This window comes from Sphingomonas sp. GW821-FHT10F11, assembly GCF_058809095.1.
Genome location: NZ_JBXASH010000003.1, coordinates 36,842 through 54,466, shown reverse-complemented (window position 1 = coordinate 54,466; position 17,625 = coordinate 36,842). Strand labels below are relative to the sequence as shown.

At 67.8% G+C, this 17,625-nt stretch carries 16 protein-coding genes; 5 read left to right on the top strand and 11 right to left on the bottom strand.

Annotation, left to right across the window (positions count from 1 at the left end):
- Nucleotides 1-49 precede the first annotated feature (49 nt).
- The 3 genes from AC1RT8_RS10775 to AC1RT8_RS10765 all read left to right on the top strand — a co-directional run bounded on the left by AC1RT8_RS10775 (nt 50) and on the right by AC1RT8_RS10765 (nt 3,509).
- The gene (locus tag AC1RT8_RS10775; RefSeq protein ID WP_493075638.1) at nt 50-1,396 is read left to right on the top strand and encodes a formimidoylglutamate deiminase; all 1,347 of its coding nucleotides are present in this window, start codon (nt 50-52) and stop codon (nt 1,394-1,396) included.
- Nucleotides 1,393-2,082, top strand: a complete 690-nt coding sequence (gene hutC, locus AC1RT8_RS10770) for a histidine utilization transcriptional repressor HutC (RefSeq protein ID WP_493075637.1) — start codon at nt 1,393-1,395, stop codon at nt 2,080-2,082. The genes AC1RT8_RS10775 and hutC overlap by 4 nt, the downstream gene beginning before the upstream one ends.
- 956 nt (nt 2,083-3,038) lie before the next feature.
- Entirely contained in the window at nt 3,039-3,509 is a 471-nt protein-coding gene (locus AC1RT8_RS10765; RefSeq protein WP_493075636.1) for a low molecular weight protein-tyrosine-phosphatase, read from the top strand.
- 360 nt (nt 3,510-3,869) lie between these two features.
- Here the strand turns inward: AC1RT8_RS10765 and AC1RT8_RS10760 are convergent, their stop codons facing one another.
- Together AC1RT8_RS10760 and putA are read right to left on the bottom strand one after the other, a co-directional pair.
- A complete protein-coding gene (locus tag AC1RT8_RS10760; RefSeq protein ID WP_493076123.1) occupies nt 3,870-4,142 on the bottom strand; it encodes a hypothetical protein in 273 nt (90 codons plus the stop codon).
- 101 nt (nt 4,143-4,243) lie between these two features.
- A complete protein-coding gene (putA, locus tag AC1RT8_RS10755) occupies nt 4,244-7,345 on the bottom strand; it encodes a bifunctional proline dehydrogenase/L-glutamate gamma-semialdehyde dehydrogenase PutA (RefSeq protein WP_493075635.1) in 3,102 nt (1,033 codons plus the stop codon).
- A gap of 126 nt (nt 7,346-7,471) precedes the next feature.
- Here putA and AC1RT8_RS10750 point away from each other — a divergent pair, with 126 nt between their 5' ends.
- Nucleotides 7,472-7,936, top strand: a complete 465-nt coding sequence (locus tag AC1RT8_RS10750; RefSeq protein WP_493075634.1) for an Lrp/AsnC ligand binding domain-containing protein — start codon at nt 7,472-7,474, stop codon at nt 7,934-7,936.
- A 271-nt stretch (nt 7,937-8,207) separates the two neighbouring features.
- On the opposite strand, the gene AC1RT8_RS10745 is transcribed toward AC1RT8_RS10750, so the two are convergent.
- The 3 genes from AC1RT8_RS10745 to AC1RT8_RS10735 form a co-directional block, all read right to left on the bottom strand.
- Nucleotides 8,208-8,414: a hypothetical protein gene (locus AC1RT8_RS10745; protein ID WP_493075633.1), complete on the bottom strand. Its 207-nt coding sequence runs from the start codon at nt 8,412-8,414 to the stop codon at nt 8,208-8,210.
- Nucleotides 8,415-8,574: 160 nt separating this feature from the next.
- The gene (locus tag AC1RT8_RS10740; RefSeq protein ID WP_493075632.1) at nt 8,575-8,769 is read right to left on the bottom strand and encodes a hypothetical protein; all 195 of its coding nucleotides are present in this window, start codon (nt 8,767-8,769) and stop codon (nt 8,575-8,577) included.
- Nucleotides 8,770-8,900: 131 nt separating this feature from the next.
- Complete coding sequence (locus AC1RT8_RS10735; protein ID WP_372856698.1) at nt 8,901-9,086, bottom strand: hypothetical protein; 186 nt, start codon at nt 9,084-9,086, stop codon at nt 8,901-8,903.
- Nucleotides 9,087-9,225: 139 nt separating this feature from the next.
- On the opposite strand from AC1RT8_RS10735, the gene AC1RT8_RS10730 reads away from it, so the two are divergent.
- A complete protein-coding gene (locus AC1RT8_RS10730) occupies nt 9,226-9,492 on the top strand; it encodes a hypothetical protein (protein WP_493075631.1) in 267 nt (88 codons plus the stop codon).
- A gap of 152 nt (nt 9,493-9,644) precedes the next feature.
- Here the strand turns inward: AC1RT8_RS10730 and AC1RT8_RS10725 are convergent, their stop codons facing one another.
- The 6 genes from AC1RT8_RS10725 to AC1RT8_RS10700 all read right to left on the bottom strand — a co-directional run bounded on the left by AC1RT8_RS10725 (nt 9,645) and on the right by AC1RT8_RS10700 (nt 17,548).
- On the bottom strand, nt 9,645-10,034 hold the full coding sequence (locus AC1RT8_RS10725) for a GFA family protein (RefSeq protein WP_493075630.1): 390 nt from the start codon (nt 10,032-10,034) through the stop codon (nt 9,645-9,647).
- A 61-nt stretch (nt 10,035-10,095) separates the two neighbouring features.
- Nucleotides 10,096-13,155, bottom strand: coding sequence for an efflux RND transporter permease subunit (locus AC1RT8_RS10720; protein ID WP_493075629.1), 3,060 nt, complete (start codon nt 13,153-13,155; stop codon nt 10,096-10,098).
- On the bottom strand, nt 13,152-14,189 hold the full coding sequence (locus tag AC1RT8_RS10715; protein ID WP_493075628.1) for an efflux RND transporter periplasmic adaptor subunit: 1,038 nt from the start codon (nt 14,187-14,189) through the stop codon (nt 13,152-13,154). Before AC1RT8_RS10715 ends, AC1RT8_RS10720 begins: the two co-directional genes overlap by 4 nt.
- Nucleotides 14,186-15,532 (bottom strand): TolC family protein, encoded by a 1,347-nt coding sequence (locus AC1RT8_RS10710; RefSeq protein ID WP_493075627.1) that lies wholly within the window; start codon nt 15,530-15,532, stop codon nt 14,186-14,188. Before AC1RT8_RS10710 ends, AC1RT8_RS10715 begins: the two co-directional genes overlap by 4 nt.
- On the bottom strand, nt 15,529-16,878 hold the full coding sequence (locus AC1RT8_RS10705) for a HAMP domain-containing sensor histidine kinase (protein ID WP_493075626.1): 1,350 nt from the start codon (nt 16,876-16,878) through the stop codon (nt 15,529-15,531). Before AC1RT8_RS10705 ends, AC1RT8_RS10710 begins: the two co-directional genes overlap by 4 nt.
- On the bottom strand, nt 16,871-17,548 hold the full coding sequence (locus AC1RT8_RS10700) for a response regulator transcription factor (protein WP_493076122.1): 678 nt from the start codon (nt 17,546-17,548) through the stop codon (nt 16,871-16,873). Before AC1RT8_RS10700 ends, AC1RT8_RS10705 begins: the two co-directional genes overlap by 8 nt.
- Nucleotides 17,549-17,625 lie beyond the last annotated feature (77 nt).

The window sequence follows — 17,625 nt, the reverse complement described above, 5'->3', positions numbered from 1 at the left end:
CTTGGCCAAAGCGATGAATATGTCTAGACATATTCGACAGGAGGTGCCGATGTCCGCTTTGTGGTTCGAGACCGCGCTGGTCGGCGATGACTGGGCCGATCGTGTCCGGCTGGAGATTTCCGACGGGCTGGTTTCCGCGATCGCGACCGGGGTCGATCCAGCGCCGGGCGACGAGCGCCACGCGATCGGCCTGCCCGGCCTGCCCAACCTCCACAGCCATGGTTTTCAGCGCGGCATGGCCGGCCTGGCGGAACAGCGCGGCACGACCGGCGACGATTTCTGGTCGTGGCGCGACCTGATGTACCGCTTCCTCGACCGGCTCGGTCCCGAGGATGTCGAGGCGATTGCCGCGCTTGCCTATGTCGAGATGCTCGAGGCGGGGTTCACGCGTGTCGGCGAGTTCCACTATCTCCATCATGATGTGGACGGACGGCCCTATGCCGACCCGGCCGAGATGGCCGCGCGGATCGCCGCGGCGGCCGAGGCAAGCGGGATCGCGCTCACGCTGTTGCCGGTGTTCTATGCCCATGGCGGCTTTGGCGGCACCGCGCCGGGCACCGCGCAACGGCGTTTCCTGAGCGATCCCGATGGGTTTGCGCGACTGGTCGAGGGCGCGCGCGCTGCCGTTGGTCCGGATGCGGTGGTGGGTATCGCGCCGCACAGCCTGCGCGCGGCGACGCCGGAGGAGATCCGCGCGATCCTGCCGCTGGCGGCGGGCGGCCCGGTCCACATCCATATCGCCGAGCAGCGCAAGGAGGTGTCCGCCTGCCTCGCCTGGAGTGGCCTGCGCCCGGTAGAGTGGCTGTTCGACGAGATGCCGGTCGATGACCGCTGGTGCCTGATCCATGCAACTCATGTAACCGACGCGGAGCGCGCGGCCATTGCCGGGAGCGGCGCGGTCGCAGGCCTGTGTCCGATCACCGAGGCCAATCTTGGCGACGGCATCTTTCCGGCCGCGGCCTATCTTTCCGATGGCGGCGCGTTCGGAGTCGGCAGCGACTCCAATGTGCTGATCTCGGCGACCGAGGAACTGCGGCTGCTCGACTATGGCCAGCGGCTGAGCCGGCACGAGCGCTGCGTGCTCGCCGGCGCCCGGGCATCGGTCGGCGCGACCCTGTTCACGGGCGCGCTGGCCGGCGGATCGCGGGCACTGGGCGTGACGGGCGGCATTGCGGTCGGTCATCCGGCGGATCTCGTCTCGCTCGATGCCGATGACCCGGCGCTTGTCGCGCGGTCGGGCGACCGGCTGCTCGACAGCTGGATTTTCGCGTCGCGCGCTGGGATCGACTGTGTCTGGCGCCGGGGCGTCCGACTGGTCGAAGGGGGCAGGCACAGGCGCGGCGATGAGATACGGCGGCGCTTCTCGACCGTCCTGACCCGCCTGATCGACGCATGACGATCGAGGCGCGCATCCGGCGCGATATCGAGGAACGCATCCGCTCCGGCGAATGGGTGCCGGGCACGCGCATCCCGTTCGAGCATGAGCTGGTCGTGACCTATGGCTGCGCGCGCGCGACGGCGAACAAGGCGATCAGCCGGCTCGCGCGCGAAGGCCTGATCGAGCGGCGGCGGCGCGCGGGCTCGTTCGTTGCCCATCCGCGCATCCGCTCCGCGGTGGTTGGCGTGCCCGATATCGGCGCGCTGATCGCGGCGCGCGGCGAGGCCTATCGCTGGCAGCTCGACTCGCGGGCGATCGACACCGATCCTCCCGAGGACGTGGCGGACTCTGCGGGGCCCTGGCTGCGGCTTTGCGGCGTGCATCATGCCGGGGCCGATCCCTTTGGATGGGAAGAACGCTGGCTCGACCTTGGCACGGTACCCGAGGCCCGCGGCGTGGATTTCAGCGCCCTGGCGCCCGGCACCTGGCTGCTCGACCATGTGCCCTGGACCGATGCGCGCCACCGGATCAGCGCCGTCCCCGCCTCGCCCGCCATCGCGCGGCACCTGCGCATCGCGGCCCATGCCGCCTGCCTGCGGATCGAGCGCTGGACCTGGCGGAACGGCGCGCCGGTCACGGTCGCGCAGCAGCTTTTCCCAGGCGATCGCTACGATCTGGTCGAGGATTTCACGCCCCGCGCCTGATCCCGCCACATGGCGGTCCTGCGCCCCGAGTTCGGCACCCGGGCAAGTAAAGGCGATACTATTCGGGGATTTTCGCCACCCAATGCGGGGGTCGATTTTTTCGACGTCCATCAGGCCGCGCAAATAGCGTTCCAGTAATGATGTAAGAACCTCCATAGTGTCTGCGGATTTCTGGGCGCCACCCTCCACACATGACTGTCCATCCAGGCTATTGCGGTGCTCCCGGTTATGAGAATGGTTTATGCCGTCCTGGCCTGATCGCGCGGCGAAAAGAGCGCGGAGGGCGTGACACAACGCGTCTATCGCCGCCTGCCGCCTGTTCTCCGCCTCGACTTTGGCATCGATGCGCCATTCGTCCGGGCGTCGCACGCTGAGCCAGCGGAACGCCGCCTTCGGCTCGGCAAGGATGCGCCGGCGGTAGCGCGCCACGACCGGGGTGTCGGACCCGCGGACATGATAGACGCGCTCCGCCAGATAATCGCCGCCGACGGCGCGCTGGTAGAGCGACCTGGGTCTCGGCGCGGCGGCTTGCGCTCGGCCGATGGCGACGGCTGTCGCGAAGTCGGCGTGCCGATCCAGCCAGCGATAGAGTGTTGCGAGCCCGACCGAGCAGAGCCGGGCGAGATCCTGGTTCGAGGCGCCGGCGCGGCATGCCATGCGCGCGTGGCGGGCGAATTCCGGGCGGTAAAGTGAAGGACGGGCCATGGCGGCATGCTGCACCATCGGCGCGGCGCGTTGAATCGAGGGGGAGACGGCGGGTTTGTTGGGAATGTCATGAGGGTTGCTGACATTTTCGACGCTGCCAGGAACTTGGTAATATGTATTATATATCATGTACTTAGATAGTATCGACGATTGTTACGCGCCGACACCGGGGCCTTCCCTACTGGGCCCCGGCCTTCCGGGGAAGGTCGAGAGACGATGACTCCTCGGCCTTTTCGCTCTATGCGCGGCACGTGCCCGATCGACCCTCGCCCGCCGTCCTGTTCGTCTGCCTTGGCAATATCTGTCGCTCGCCGCTGGCCGAAGCAGCGTTCCGCGCCGAGGCGGCGCGGGCCGGGCTCGCGGTGGAGGTCGATTCCGCGGGAACGGGCGACTGGCATATCGGCCATGCGCCTGACCGGCGCGCGCTGGCGACGGCGCAGCGCCATGGCATCGACATTTCCGGCTATCGCGGACGGCAGGTGGAGGCCGAGGATTTTCGGCGGTTCAGCCATATCTTCGCGCTCGATCCGCAGAACCTTCGCGATTTGCGCGCGATCGCGCCGCATGATGCGACCGCTGAGCTCGACCTGTTGCTGAACGTGGTGCCCGGGCGGGAGGGTCAGGCGGTGAAGGATCCCTATTACGGGACGGACGAGGGGTTCGAGACGACGTGGGACGACGTCACCGCCGCGGCGCGGGCGCTGGTCGAGCGGCTGGGGTGAAGACCGGTCGCACATAGAGCAGCGTTTCGCTCGCTCCTCTCCAGTGGGAGAGGATAGTGTAGCTTGGCAACTTGTTGCCTAGCGAAACTTGGTGAGGGGCTCCGGGAGTTCTCGATAGCTCCCGGAGCCCCTCACCAACTCCGACTAGATCGCTACGCTCTCAAGTCTCCGTATCCTCTCCCACTGGAGAGGAAAAAAGTGGCGAATCTGAATGTCATATACCGCTAACGCACCTCAGGCGTACCCCGGTGCCCGCCGTGTCGCGTACCAACAGGGTTTTCCTCTCGCGGGACAGTGGATGCCGGAACAAGTCCGGCATGACGGAATCGAGCGATGCTTCCGCCCGCCTGAATCGGGATGCTATTCCAGGTCGTTCTCGCTGATCACGATCAGGTCCTGATCGCTGTTGCGGGCCAGCGCGACGAGGCCGGCTTCGGCGATCGTGTCGCTGAAGCGGTTGAACATGTCGATCGCGTCGTCTTCCGGCGCGTCGCCGCTCAGGGCTTCCAGCACCGCATATTGCACCGCGAATTCATAATCGTCGCCGTCCACTTCGCCGGTGAACTCGACCTGCTGCTCATGTTCATTGTCGAGAAGCGTCGACAGGTCGATGTCCATCTTGTCAGCCGCCACGTCGATTCCCTCTTTGCCGTTACGCGCCATCGGGCGCTCAGCGCCCGTCTATCCGTAACGCGTCGACGGCGGTCAAGGTCCGTTGAGTCCGGGTCCGAAAATCAGAGGTTGAGCAGTGCGGGGTCGCCGCCCTGGGCGGTGATATTGACCGAGACCGCCCGTTCCAGCGCATAGCGCAGCAGCGCGTGCGGGCCGCCGGCCTTGGGGCCGGTGCCCGACAGGCCCTCTCCGCCGAACGGCTGGACGCCGACCACCGCGCCGATGATCGAGCGGTTCACATAGACATTGCCGGCGGGCACTGCCTCGCGGACTTCCTCGGCGAAGCGGTCGATCCGGCTGTGGACGCCGAGCGTGAGGCCATAGCCGCGTGCCGCCAGCTTGCCCGCGACGGCTTCGAGATCGTTCGGATCATAGCGATAGATGTGGAGGATCGGGCCGAACACCTCGCGTTCGAGGAAATCGGGGGTCGGCACCTCGGCGATGACCGGGCCGAAAAAGCTGCCGCTTCTGCCCAACGCGCCCGGATCGAGACGGGCGAGGATGCGGGCTTCCTTTTCCAGCCGGACGACATGCTTGTCGAGTGCGGTGCGCGCTTCCTCGTCGATCACCGGGCCGATATCGGTCGCGGGATCGCTCGGGTTGGCGAGGACCTGCGCCTCCAGCGCGCCGATCAGGGTGGCGATCGTCTCCTCGGCGGTATCGACGGGCAGATAGAGCAGGCGCAGCGCCGAGCAGCGCTGCCCGGCCGAGCCGAAGGCGGAGAGGATGACGTCGTCCACGACCTGCTCGCGGAGCGCGGTCGAATCGACGAACATGCCGTTGAGGCCGCCGGTCTCGGCAATGAACGGGACGATCGGGCCGGGGCGCGCGGCGAGCGTGCGGTTGATCGCGCCGGCGGTGTCGGTGCCGCCGGTGAAGGCGACGCCGTCGATACCCGGATGCGCGACCAGTGCCGCGCCGACCACGGCACCGTCGCCCGGCACCAGCGCGAGCAAGGCGGGATCGAGCCCGGCCTTGTGATAGAGGCGCACGGCCTCGGCCGCGATCAGCGGGGTCTGTTCGGCGGGCTTGGCCAGCACGGCGTTGCCCGCGGCGAGTGCAGCCGCGATCTGGCCGGTGAAGATCGCCAGCGGGAAATTCCACGGCGAGATGCAGGCGAACACGCCGCGGCCGTGCAGTTCGAGGCTGTTGGTCTCGCCGACCGGGCCGTCGAGGATGACGGCTGCGCCGAACTGGCGTTCCGCGAGCATCGCGTAATAGCGGCAGAAATCGACGGCTTCGCGTACCTCGGCGACGCCGTCGTTGAGCGTCTTGCCCGCCTCGAGCGAGAGCAGGGCGATCAGCCGGTCTTCCTCCGCCTCCAGCGCATCGGCCATGGCCCGCAGCACGATAGCGCGGCCGGTGCCGGTCAGCGCGTTCCAGCGCGGCTGCGCTTTGCGCGCGAGCTTGATCGCCGCATCGATATCGGCCGGGGTCGCGCTGCCGACCTGGCCGATCGTCATGCTGCGGTCCGCAGGGTTGGTGACGGGTTCGACGGGACGCTTGACCAGCTTGCCGCCGATGATCGGGCCGGCGCTGAGCTTCTCGGCGCGCACCATGGCGAGCGCCTTGCCCGCCGTGTCGCGCGCGGCCAGCAGCGAGAAGTCGCGGCCCTGCGAATTGCGCCGGGCAGCGCCGTAGAGCCGCGACGGTACCGGGATCTTGGCATGCGCCCGGGGGTGCGCCTCGACGATCGCGATCGGATCGCGGACGACCTCGGCGGCAGGGATTTCCTCGTCGAGCAGGGCATGGACGAAGCTGGTGTTCGCGCCGTTTTCGAGCAGGCGGCGGACGAGATAGGGCAGCAGCTCCTCATGCCCGCCGACCGGGGCATAGGCGCGCAGGATGATGCCGCCATAACGCTGGTCAGCGCCGGCATAGAGCGCCTCGCCCATGCCGTGCAGCCGCTGATGCTCGATGCGCACGCCGGCCGCATCGGCCATGTGGCGCACCGCCGCGAGGGTGTGGGCGTTGTGCGAGGCGAATTGCGGATAGAGCGCGGGCGAGGCGTCGATCAGCGCCTTGGCGCAGACCAGATAGCTGAGATCGGTCGCGGCCTTGGTGGTGTAGACGGGATAATCGGGCCGGCCGGCGACCTGGGCGCGCTTGATCTCGCTGTCCCAATAGGCGCCCTTGACCAGGCGGATCATGATCCGGCGGCCGCTGTCCTTCGCCAGCTCGGCGAGCGCGGCGATGACCAGCGGCGCGCGCTTCTGATAGGCCTGGACCACGACGCCGAGGCCCTGCCAGTCGCCGAGCTCGGGTTCGCGCACCAGCCGGTCGACCAGCTTCAATGAGATCACCAGGCGATCGGCCTCCTCGGCATCGATCGCGAAGTTCAGGTCGTGGCGCGCGGCGATCAGCGCGAGGCGCTTCACGCGCGGATACAGCTCGTCCCAGACACGCGCTTCCTGCAAGGCTTCGTAGCGCGGGTGGAGCGCGGAGAGCTTGACCGACACGCCGTGGCCAAGCTCCGGCCCGGCACCGGCCGCGGCCTTGCCGACGGTCTCGATCGCCTCGGCATAGATCTGTTCGAAGCGCGCGGCGTCGACTTCGGTCCGGGCGCCCTCGCCGAGCATGTCGAACGAGCAGAGCGTGTCTTCCTTCTTCGCCCGCGCGAGCGCCGCCTCGATGGTGCGGCCGAGCACGAACTGCTCGCCCATGATGCGCACGGCAGCGGCGACCGCCTGGCGGATCACCGGCTCGCCGATGCGCGCGGCGATGCGCTTGATATAGCCGCCGATATCCTTCTTCGCGGTCTCGTCCGCCTCGACCAGCTTGCCGGTGAGGAGCAGGCCCCAGGTCGAGGCGTTGACGAACAGGCTGTCGGACTTGCCGACATGGCTTGCCCAGTCGGCCGACCCGATCTTCTCCGCGATCAGCCGGTCGCGGGTTTCGGCATCGGGCACGCGCAGCAGCGCTTCGGCGAGGCACATCAGCGCGAGGCCCTCACGCGTGCCGAGCGAGAATTGCTGGAGGAAATCCTCGACCACGCCCTGCTTCTTCGCCGCGGAGCGCGCCGATTCCACCAGCGCGATCGCCTCGGCCACGACGGCCTTGCGCTCGGGGAAGGACAGCGGCTGGCGTGCCAGCAACTCAGCGATGGTCTCCGCCTCGTCGCGATATTTGGCGTCGTCGATCATGTCCCAGGGCGAGCGTGGCATCGGGGCGGTATCCTTGGCGGGGGGCGAAGATGGGTGGACATCTTCGTCATACTGCTTTCCAGCCTGAACGTGCTTCGTTATATTGGTGCCGATGCCGAAGAAGTTTTACGAATGAGCACCCGCGCCATGGAATCTTCGGCTGATGCCGTCGACCTGCGAATCCTGCGCATTTTGCAGGAGGACGGGCGGATCACCAACCAGGAGCTGGCGAGCCGCGCCGGCCTGTCGCCGGCGGCCTGTTTCGACCGGGTCAAACGGCTCAGGGCGAGCGGCGTGATCGCGGGCTATACCGCGCTGCTCGACCCGGCGAAGCTGGGGCAGGCGCTGCTGATCTTCGTCGAGGTCGTGCTCGACCGGACCACCGACGATGTGTTCACCGCCTTCGCGGCGCAGGTCGGCGACATTCCCGAAGTGCTGGAATGCCATATGGTCGCGGGCGGGTTCGACTATCTGCTCAAGGTGCGCGTGGCGGACATGGCGGCCTATCGCCGGTTCCTGGGGGAGATATTGACCAGCATTCCGGGCGTGCGCGAGACGCGGACCTATGCGGTGCTGGAAGAGGTGAAGGCGACGACGCGGCTGCCGATCTGAGGTGGGTGTTGGCTATGGCACCGCGACTGTCTCACCGGGCGGCGATACAATCGTTCCTCTCCAGTGGGAGAGGATAGTGAAGCTTGGCAGCTTGCTGCCTAGCCCCTCTCCAACTCCGACTAGATCGCTACGCTCTCAAGTCTCCGTATCAGTTTTGACTGCAGACAGGTCGAAATGCCCCCCGGGCATTTCTCAATCATGCCGGGGGCATGATTGACCTGTCTGCAGTCAAAACTCCCACTGGAGAGGAAGGCCGCGCATCGAATCCTGGTCAGGCAGCGTCCTTGTCGCGATCCAGCCATTTACCGAAAAGCACCCCGAGCGCGAACAGGATCAGCTGAAAGACGAATTGCGCGCCCGCGGCGACCAGCAATCTCATGTCGGGCGGGGCATGGAACAGCAGCGCCGAAACATAGGTAAGCGAAAGGGCGATCACCGCGAGGATCGCGACTGAACGCAAGGAGAAGGATTTGGACATCCTGCCATAGGCAAAAATGAAGACGAATGCGGCAATTCCAAGCATTCATTCCCCCGTACGTCGATGCTCTCCGAGACGCAGTAAACGCTTGGGCTCATCTCCGAAAACCGCGAGCCCAATACCAATTTGGAATCCGCGGTTCGGTTTGAGGCCCGCGCCCTCAATTGTCGTCGGGATCGCTGCCCCGCTTCAGGCGCGGCAGCACTGGCCGCCGCGCTTCCCGGATCGCGACCCCGGTGACCACCGCCCCTGCGAGGACGATGGCGGCGATCGACAACAGGCCGGCGGGCGAGATCTGCACCCGCAGTTCCACCACCGCGTTCCGGTTCAGGACAGGACCGACTTCGTTCGACATTGCCCGCTCCTCAAAGCGCCCGGAATGGCCGGATGCTGCCCGCATGAAGGGCGGCTGGCAAGGGCGTGGAAGGCGGTGGGAACGACCGGAGGTGGTAGAAAGCGGAAGGCGTAAACCACCGATAAGCCCGGCTACAGGCAGGCCAAGGCCTTGGCATTGGCCAGCTTGCTGCGTTCGGCGGGTAAAAGTGCCAATCCGTCCTCGCGCAGGGCGTCGAGCATACGAACCGCATCGATCGCTGGGATGGACGCAAGCGGGCATTTGGCGCTCGGTCCCGGCGCCTCGGCCATGCCCTGATCGATTGCTGCCATCAGCAACAATATTGCTCCGCGAGGATCCCGTAAGCTAAGACGGTATGCGTGACCACTTATCAAGTGCGTAGCGCCGGAACCAGGCATCTTTAGAAGGCAAGTCGCGACGCGCAACGCCGCGCCCCGGTCGGCAGGAAGAGCTGCCATGAATCCCAGCGACCCTGCTTCGTACGAATCACGTTCGGAAACGCCACACTTCCTGTATTCGGGCAGCACGGATTCCTCCCGCGTCGGCGGGGGCGGGTCGTCGCAATGGCTGCAATATACCTGCGGATCGCTGCCGTTGGAGGCCGCTGCAGAAGCAGCACTGGCGCTGGCACGCGTATTGGTGGGCGTGGTAGCCGAATTATCCTGCTGGCATCCCGCCAAAAATCCGAGCGCACCCAGCATCGCAATTCGGCATTGCGGCTGACGTCGCGACCTGCCCCCGCCAAGCCGACTTCGCCCCGTGCGCACAGCATAGCTCCACTAATGCGTTAGCGTCTCATCCGAGGAGCATGCATCCGATAGCTGACGTCTGCAATTGAGTCGTTGGCCAGCGATCCACTTCGACTGATAACGGCCCTATTCCTCGAAGCGCCCAGCGCCTCGATCATGGCCATATCGCCGCGCGAGCGGGAACGGCGGCAACCAGGCCTCGCGGCGGATAGTCCAGAGTTCGTAGGTCGGCATCAGCTGGTCGGGCGCATCCAGGGAGCCCAGATTCACTTCGATCTCGTCGTCGCTGCGGCCGAACACGGACGAGCCGCAGCGGGGGCAGAAGAACCGCCCGGCATAGTCGCGTGTCTCGCCCGTGATCGTCACCGCATCCTCGGGGAAGATCGCGGACGCGTGGAACAGGGCGCCGTGATGTTTGCGGCAGTCGAGACAGTGGCAAAGCCCGACCCGGTAGGGGAGCCCCGACGCCTCGATCCGGACGTCGCCGCACAGGCATCCGCCGGTGAATCGGTCCATGCTGCATCTCCTCCAGGGTCACAAGGCCGGTTATGCGCTGTGGCGATTCAGGAGGCGGTTGTCACGACTCCGCGGGGCCGCCGGCTGCCCGCCGGCGCTTCGTCAGCACCAGCACCAGGCTTGGCAGGATCGTCAGGACCAGGGGGGCGCCGATCGCCAGGCCGAAGATGATCGCGGTCGCCAGCGGCTTCTGCAGGCCCGATCCCCGGCCGATGCCGAGTGCCAGCGGCAACAAGGTCAGGATCGCGATCAGCGCCGACATCACGATCGGGCGAAGCCGCGCCTTGCCCGCTTCGAGCAGGCTCGCCGCGTCGACCGGCGCGTCGGGCACCAGTTCGGCCAGATAGAAGATCGCCAGCTCGGTGATCATGCCGACCACCATGGTCAGCCCCATCAGCGCCGAGATGTCGAGCTCGGTCCCGGTCAGCCACAGGCCGAAGAACACCGCCGCGGTCGACAGCAGCACGGTCGCGATCACCGCCGCGGTGAAGGCCCATTGCTCGTAGAGCAGGGTCAGCAGCAATGCGGAGAGCAGAAGTGCTGCGACGAACACCGTCGTCAGATCGCTGAACGACTGTTTCTGCTGGGCGTAGAGCCCGCCATAATCGACCCGGATGGTCGAGGGCAGATGAAGCCCGGCGACCGCCGCCTGCACTTCCTTGATGCCCGATCCGAGATCCTTGCCCTCGAGCCGCGCGGTGACGGGGATGAAGGGCGCAAGATCCTCACGGGTGATCTGGCGCTGGCCGGCGGCGATGCTGACCTGCGCGATGGCGCGGAGTGCCACCGCCCGCCCGTCAGCCGCGCGCACCGTGAGCGCGTTCAGCGCATCGGCGCGCTGGCGCAATTCCTGCGGCAGACGGACGCGCACGTCGATGACCTGCTCGCCCGACAGGATCTGAGTCGCGACCGTGCCGCCGATCTGAGTCTCGACCTGCTTTGCCACCGCATCCGGATCGAGCCCGGCCAGAGCCGCGGCGGCGCGATCGACCTTGATGATGATCGCATCGCCCGCGACGCGCAGACCGTCCTGCACCTCGACCACGCCGCCGATCTTGCCGATCGTCTCGGCGACCTTCCCGGCCGCGTCCGCGAGCTGCGCCTGATCGTCGCCGAACAGCTTGACCTCGATCGGCTGGGGCACGGCGGTGAGATCGCCGATCAGATCCTCCATCAGCTGCACCGTCTCGATCTCGAGCCCGGGCACGGTGGCCTGCGCCTTGTCGCGGATCTCGGTCATCACCTCGTCGATCGGACGGCGCGAACCGGATTTCAGGCGGATGAAGAAATCGCCCTCATCGGCCTCGGTCAGGCCGCCGCCGAGCTGGACGCCGGTCCGCCTGGAATAGCCGGTGACTTCGGGCGTTTCGCGGATGATCTTTTCGAGCTGGCGCAGCAGCCGGTCGGTATCGGACAGGGCCGCGCCCGACTTTGCCTTGTAGTCGAGCACGAAGCCGCCCTCGTCCATCACCGGCATGAAGCCCGATTGCAGGTGAGTCCAGGCGAAGGCGCCGATCACGATCAGCGCCGCGACGCCGATGCCGGTGAACAGGCCGGGGCGGGCAAAGGCGCGGGTCGCGACCTTCTCGTACCGGCCGCCGAGCGCGCCGGTGAAGCGATCCGCCTTTTCGGCTGCCTCGGCATCCTTTTCGGTGAGCCAGCGATCGGCGATGATCGGCAGCACGAACCGGGCGTAGAGCAGCGACACGACCAAAGCCGCGGTCATCGTCACCGCCAGCGCCTTGAAGAAGCCCCCGGTGACGCCCGAGATGAAGGCGAGCGGCAGGAACACGACGATCGTCGCCATGGTCGATCCGAACAGGGGTTTCGCCATTTCGCGCGCCGCCGCCAGCATCGAGGGGCGATCCGCCTCCCCTTCGGCTTCCTGCAAACGGCGCATGAGATGCTCGAGCATCACGACTGCGTCATCGACCACCAGGCCGACCGCCGCGGCCATGCCGCCGAGCGTCATCATGTTGAAGCTCATGTGCAGCGCGTAGAGCGCGAGGCAGGTCGCCGCGAGCACCGCCGGCAGCAATGCGGCGGTGATGACCATCAGCCGCCAGCTGCGCAGGAAGAGGAACAGCACCACGCCGGCCAGCACCGCGCCGAGCAGGATCGCATCGCGCACCGCATTGGCCGCGCCCGTCACCAGCTCCGACTGGTCGTAGAAGACGCTGACCTTCACATCGGCGGGCAGTGACGCGCCCTTCAGCCGCTCGTCGACCTGTTGCACCAGCTTCACGGCGTCGGCGGTGGGCGTCTGGCGGATATTGACCAGCACCGCGTCGGTGCCGTTCGAGGTGACCTTGGTCCAGGCTGGGGCGGGCGCGCGGCGGATCGTCGCGATCTGGCCGAGCGTCGCGACGCCGGCGCCGGGCGCGGTGCCGGCCTTGACCGGGATCGCGGCGATATCGGCTTCGTTCACCAGCCGGTCCTCGACCAGAGCGAGGTACAGCCGGTGGCGGTCCTCGATCTTGCCGACCGCGGCGACGCTGTTCGCGCTGCCAAGCGCGGTGGTGACGTCCGTGATGGTCAGGCCGAGCGTCTGGAGCCGGGCCGGGTCGACCTCGACCTCGATCTCGGGCGTCGAGCCGCCGAGCACATCGACGCCGGCCACGCCGGGCACGGTCGAAAGCAATGGCCGCAGCTTGAGCTGGGCGAGCTGTTCCAGCGCAACGCCGTCACGCTTGGTCGACGTCAGCGAGATGCCGAGTACCGGGAAGATCGTCGGATCCGAGCGGCGCACGCTGAAGCGCGTGCCCGGTGGCAGATCGGGCGCGATCGTCGCGAGCGCGCCCTGGGTGGCGAGCGTGGCGGCGACCATGTCGTCACCCCAGTCGAAGCTGATCGCGACCTCGGCCGAGCCGCGGCTGGTGGTCGATCGGATCTGGGTGACGCCGGGAATTTCGCGCAGCGCGATCTCGGCCGGGCGGGTGATGTCGGCCGCCATCTGCGCCGCATCGCGCTCGCCTGCGTCGATCGAGACGACGACGCGCGGATAATCGATATGCGGGAACAGGGTGACGGGCAGCCGCGTCGCCGCGACCAGGCCAGCCAAGGTGATCAGGAAGACGCTGAGCCAGATCGATCGGCGATGGCGTTGCAGAAGCTCCTTCACTTCGCCGCCCCGCCCTGTTCAGCGACCTTCATGCCGTCCTCGAGCGCGGTGCCGCCCTCGGTGACGACCTTCTCGCCGGGCTGGAGCCCCTTCAGGATCTGGATGCGATCGCCCGCCGAATTGCCGGGCGAGACGTCGCGGCTCTTCGCCACGCCGTTCTTCACGACAAAGACATAGCTGCGGCCGCCGTCGTCGAGCAGCGCCGCATAGGGGATGGTGATGCCTGTGCCGCTCGCGCCGACCTGAAGCGTCGCGCGGAGCGGCTCGCCCGCGCCGAGATGGAGCGCGGCGGGAATGCGGACATAGACCGAGGCGAGCCGGGTGGTCGGATCGATCTGCGGATCGACGCCCACCACCGCCACCCTGGCGGGCGCAGTGCCGTTGATCGTGTCGATGCTGATCGGCTGGCCGGGATGGACGCGCTGGGCGAGCACCGGATCGACACCGAAGCGCGCGCGCAGGTCGCCCTGCGCGGCGACCGTCGCAAGCGTTGCGCCGGCCGCGAGCTGGTCGCCCGGTTTGGCGGTGAGGTTGCGCACGGTGCCGGCGATCGGTGCGCGCAAGGCAAGCGCGCCGCCCTTGATGCCGAGATTGGCGCGCGCCGCATTGGCGGTCGCGGCGGCGGCACGGGCGGTCTCTACATCGGCATCGCTGATCAGGCCGTCGGCGCGCAGCCGCAGCGCGCGGGCATAGGCGGCCTGCGCCGCTGCGGCATCGCTGCCCGCCTTGGCGATGTCGAGCCGGGTGGTCGGGCTGGGCCGCAGCAGCGCGATGGTCTGTCCGGCGCCAACCGCCGTTCCGGTCGGCGCGACGATCGAGGCGATGATCGCCTCGGCGGGCGCCACGACCGACTGTTCGCCACCGGGGCCGGCCTCGGTCGCGCCGTAGACGGCCACATCGTCGCTCGACGCGCCGGCTTCGGCGGTGCCGGTGCGGACCTGCGCGACGGCTTCGGGCGCGGCTGCCTCGGGCGCGGCACCCCCGCCGCACCCGGCGAGCAGGATCAGGGGGATGAGCGGGGCGCAGAACTTCATTGGGTCCATCCTTCGGCGGGGCCGCCCGAGAGCAATTCGAGCGCGATGGTCTGCTCGGCGATCTGCTGGTCGAGCTGGCGGAGGGTGAGACGCCGATCGCGCAGGGCCTGCGCGGCGGTATCGGCGGTGGCGGGTGCGAGATCGCCGCGTTTCGCGGCACGCTCGGTGCTAGTGGCGAAGCGCTCCAGCGCGGGCATCTGCGCGATCAGCTCGGCCTTTTGGCGGCGCACGGTGGCGAGCGCGCCATTCGCCGCGTCGATCTCGGCGCGGGTCTGGAACAACCGCGCGTCATATTCGGCATGGAGCTGCTCGCGGGTCGCCCGGGCGATAGCGATGCCGCCGCGATTGCGGTTCCATAGCGGCAGGGTGAAGCCCACCGCCGGGCCGATCGTGTAATTGTCGGCGGTGTCGCGGGCGCCCGCCACGGTCAGCGAGAGGTTGGGGAACTGATCGAGCACTGCCTTGTGCAGATCGGCCTCGGCCACGCCATAGCCGGCGCGCAATGCCTGGAGATCGAGACGGCGCTCGATCGCCTGGGCGACGAGCGTGGCGCTGTCGGGCGGCACGACGGGATCGGGCGTCGCGGCGAGCCGTAATTCGGTCTCGGGCGGCAGGCCGAGCATCTTGTTGAGATCACCTTTGGCCGCGGCGAGATCGCGCTCGGCGACGCGCAGCTTGTCGGTCACATCGAGCAATGCCTGGCGGCGACTGTCGAGCTCGCTCGCCGCGATATCGCCGCGGCCGGCGGCACGCTGGGTCGCCTGGAACAGCTTCTCCGCCGCGGCGGCACTGGTTCGGGCGATGGCGAGCTGGTCGGTCAGCGCGAGGACCCGCACGCCCTGCAGCCGCGCCTGCCCCGCTATCTGCCATTCGGCCCAGGCGAGATCGAGCCGCACCTGGCGCTTGCTCGCCTCGCCTGCTTCCCGTGTGACGCGCGCGGTACGGAGCTGGCCGATATCGAGGCCGAGCTGCCCACCGAACGCATTGAATATGTCCGGGCCCGACAGGATCTTGTCGAAATTCGCCTGGAAGCTCGGATCGGGCAGCAGCCGCGCGGCAAAGGCTTGCGCATCGGTAACCCCCGATTTGGCCCGCTGCGCCTTGAGATCGGGATTCTCCAGCACCGCGATCACCGCCAGCGCATTGGGCGTCAGCGGCTGCGACAGGTCGATCGGCTGCGGCGTCAGGAAGGGCCGGCCGATCTTCGCGGCATCGGCCGACAGGATCGCTGCATCTGGCGGCGCGAGCACATCGGACGGCGCGGAAAGCGGCGCGGACTGATAGGTCTGGCAACCAGAGAGCAGGCTGCCCGCCAGCAACAGGGCAAGCGGGGCACGCTTCATCGCGGCCTCCGCGGCAGGATCACCATGAATGTCGCTCCGGGATGATGGTCGTCGAGGCGGACGGTGCCGCCATGCGCCCTGGCGATCGCCGCCACGAGGCTGAGACCCAGGCCGTGGCCGGGGGTGGTGCGGCTGCTTTCCAGCCGCGCGAAGCGGGCGAACACGCGCTCGCGATCCGCTTCGGGGATGCCTGGGCCGTGATCGCTCACCGCCAGATGCACGGCGTCTTCGTCGGCGGACAGCGCGATGCCGATCGCGGTGCCAGGCGGCGTGTGGCGCAGGGCGTTGTCGAGCAGGTTCACGACCAGTTGCGCGATCAACTCGCGATTGGCCTCGATCGCGATGCCCGGCGCGATGCCGCGCGAAAAGGGCCGGCCGGCATCTTCCGCCGACAGCTGATAGGAATCGGCGAGATCATTCATCAACCCGCTCAGGTCGAGCGGCGCCATGCGCACCACCGCGCCGCCGGCCTCGACCTCGGAGATGCTGAGGATCGCGGCGAACAGCTCGAGCATGTCTTCGCTCTGCTCGATCGCCTGCTGCATCGCGGTACGCAGCGCGGGCGCATCGGCATTGCCGGCCAGCGCGAGATCGAGCCGCTGCCGCAACCGCGCCAGCGGAGTGCGCAGGTCGTGCGCGATATCGCCCGAAACCTGGCGGAGGTTGTCGAGCAGCCCGGCGATCCGGTCGAGCATCTGGTTGAGCGTCTCGGACAGCCGGTCGAACTCGTCGCCCGTGCCGGAAAGCGGCATGCGCTGCGTGAGGTCGCCGCCGATGATCGCGTCGGCCGTACGATTGATCGCCCCGAGCCGCCGGCCGAGCGCACCGCTCAGCAGGAAGGCGCCGATCACCCCGATCGCCGTGATCAGGCTGAAGGCGACCGCGAACAGCGGGATGATCCGACCGTCAAGCTCCTCGATCGCTTCGGGATCGGCACCGACGATCAGCGTGCCCTTGTCAGCGGTGCGCGAGGTGAAGGCACGGGTGTCGTCCAGCTTGCCGCTGTGCTTGACGAACAGCATGTTGGACCAGCCGGGCGCGGGGATCGCGGTCACCCTCCATCCGGCGCGCAGCCGGCCCGAGGCATCGAGCAGGGCATAGCGCATGTCGCTGTGTTTCGTGGCCGCGCGGTCGGCGATGATCGTCTTGAGCCCGCCGGCGCCGAGGTCGCTCGCCTCGCGCAGGATGGCGCCGCGCTCGGTCACCACGCGCTGCTCCAGCTCGTAGCGCAGCTCGTTGCGGATCGCCCAGTACATGGCCGTACCCAGCGCCAGGATCAGCACCGTGAAGGCGAGGCTATAGAAGGCCGCGAACCGGAAGGCGGTCGAGGAGGGCAGCTTAGGCATCGGCATCGAACATGTAGCCGGCGCCCCGCACCGTCTGGATGCGGTCGCGGTCGCTCCCCGCGTTCAGCTTCGAGCGCAGGCGGCTGATATGAGTCTCGACGATGTTGGTCTTGGGGTCGAAGTGAAAATTCCACACACGCTCGAGCAGCATGGTCCGGGTCACCACGCGTCCGGCATTGCGCATCAACTGCTCGAGCAGGGCGAACTCCCGCGCCTGGACGTCGATGCGCTGCCCGCCGCGGCGCACTTCGCGCTTGAGCAGATCCATCTCGACATCGCCCGCCCGCAGCACCGTCTCGGTCGCGACCGCCGCGGGGCGCCGCGACAGGGCGTTCAATCGCGCGGTCAGCTCGGTGAAGGCGAAGGGCTTGACCAGATAGTCGTCGGCGCCGGCCTCGAGCCCCTCGACCCGATCCTCGACCCGCGCCAGCGCGGTCAGCATCAGCACCGGAGTGGCAATGCCGGCCGAGCGGATCGAGCGCAGGATCGTCATGCCGTCGAGCACCGGCAGCATGCGATCGAGGATGATCGCGTCGAACGGCTCGCCGGTCGCGAGGAACATCGCGTCGCGGCCATCGGCCGCGGTGGTCACCGCATGGCCGAGTTCGCGCAGGCCGCGCTCGATATAATCGCGCGTCTCGCCGTCATCTTCCGCGACCAGCACCTTCAACACCGCATCCTCCTGTATCCGCCTTTGCACCGCCCGGGATTGGTCACCCTTTTCCCGGACTATACAAATCACCAACG

Excerpts from the sequence above, each read along its gene's own strand:
- AC1RT8_RS10775 (WP_493075638.1), top strand. The coding sequence starts at position 50 with ATGTCCGCTTTGTGGTTCGAGACCGCGCTGGTCGGCGATGACTGGGCC.
- hutC (WP_493075637.1), top strand. The coding sequence starts at position 1,393 with ATGACGATCGAGGCGCGCATCCGGCGCGATATCGAGGAACGCATCCGC.
- AC1RT8_RS10710 (WP_493075627.1), bottom strand. The coding sequence starts at position 15,532 with ATGAAGCGTGCCCCGCTTGCCCTGTTGCTGGCGGGCAGCCTGCTCTCT.
- AC1RT8_RS10715 (WP_493075628.1), bottom strand. The coding sequence starts at position 14,189 with ATGAAGTTCTGCGCCCCGCTCATCCCCCTGATCCTGCTCGCCGGGTGC.
- AC1RT8_RS10745 (WP_493075633.1), bottom strand. The coding sequence starts at position 8,414 with ATGTCCAAATCCTTCTCCTTGCGTTCAGTCGCGATCCTCGCGGTGATC.
- AC1RT8_RS10740 (WP_493075632.1), bottom strand. The coding sequence starts at position 8,769 with ATGTCGAACGAAGTCGGTCCTGTCCTGAACCGGAACGCGGTGGTGGAA.
- AC1RT8_RS10705 (WP_493075626.1), bottom strand. The coding sequence starts at position 16,878 with ATGCCTAAGCTGCCCTCCTCGACCGCCTTCCGGTTCGCGGCCTTCTAT.
- AC1RT8_RS10725 (WP_493075630.1), bottom strand. The coding sequence starts at position 10,034 with ATGGACCGATTCACCGGCGGATGCCTGTGCGGCGACGTCCGGATCGAG.
- AC1RT8_RS10730 (WP_493075631.1), top strand. The coding sequence starts at position 9,226 with ATGAATCCCAGCGACCCTGCTTCGTACGAATCACGTTCGGAAACGCCA.
- putA (WP_493075635.1), bottom strand. The coding sequence starts at position 7,345 with ATGCCACGCTCGCCCTGGGACATGATCGACGACGCCAAATATCGCGAC.
- AC1RT8_RS10750 (WP_493075634.1), top strand. The coding sequence starts at position 7,472 with ATGGAATCTTCGGCTGATGCCGTCGACCTGCGAATCCTGCGCATTTTG.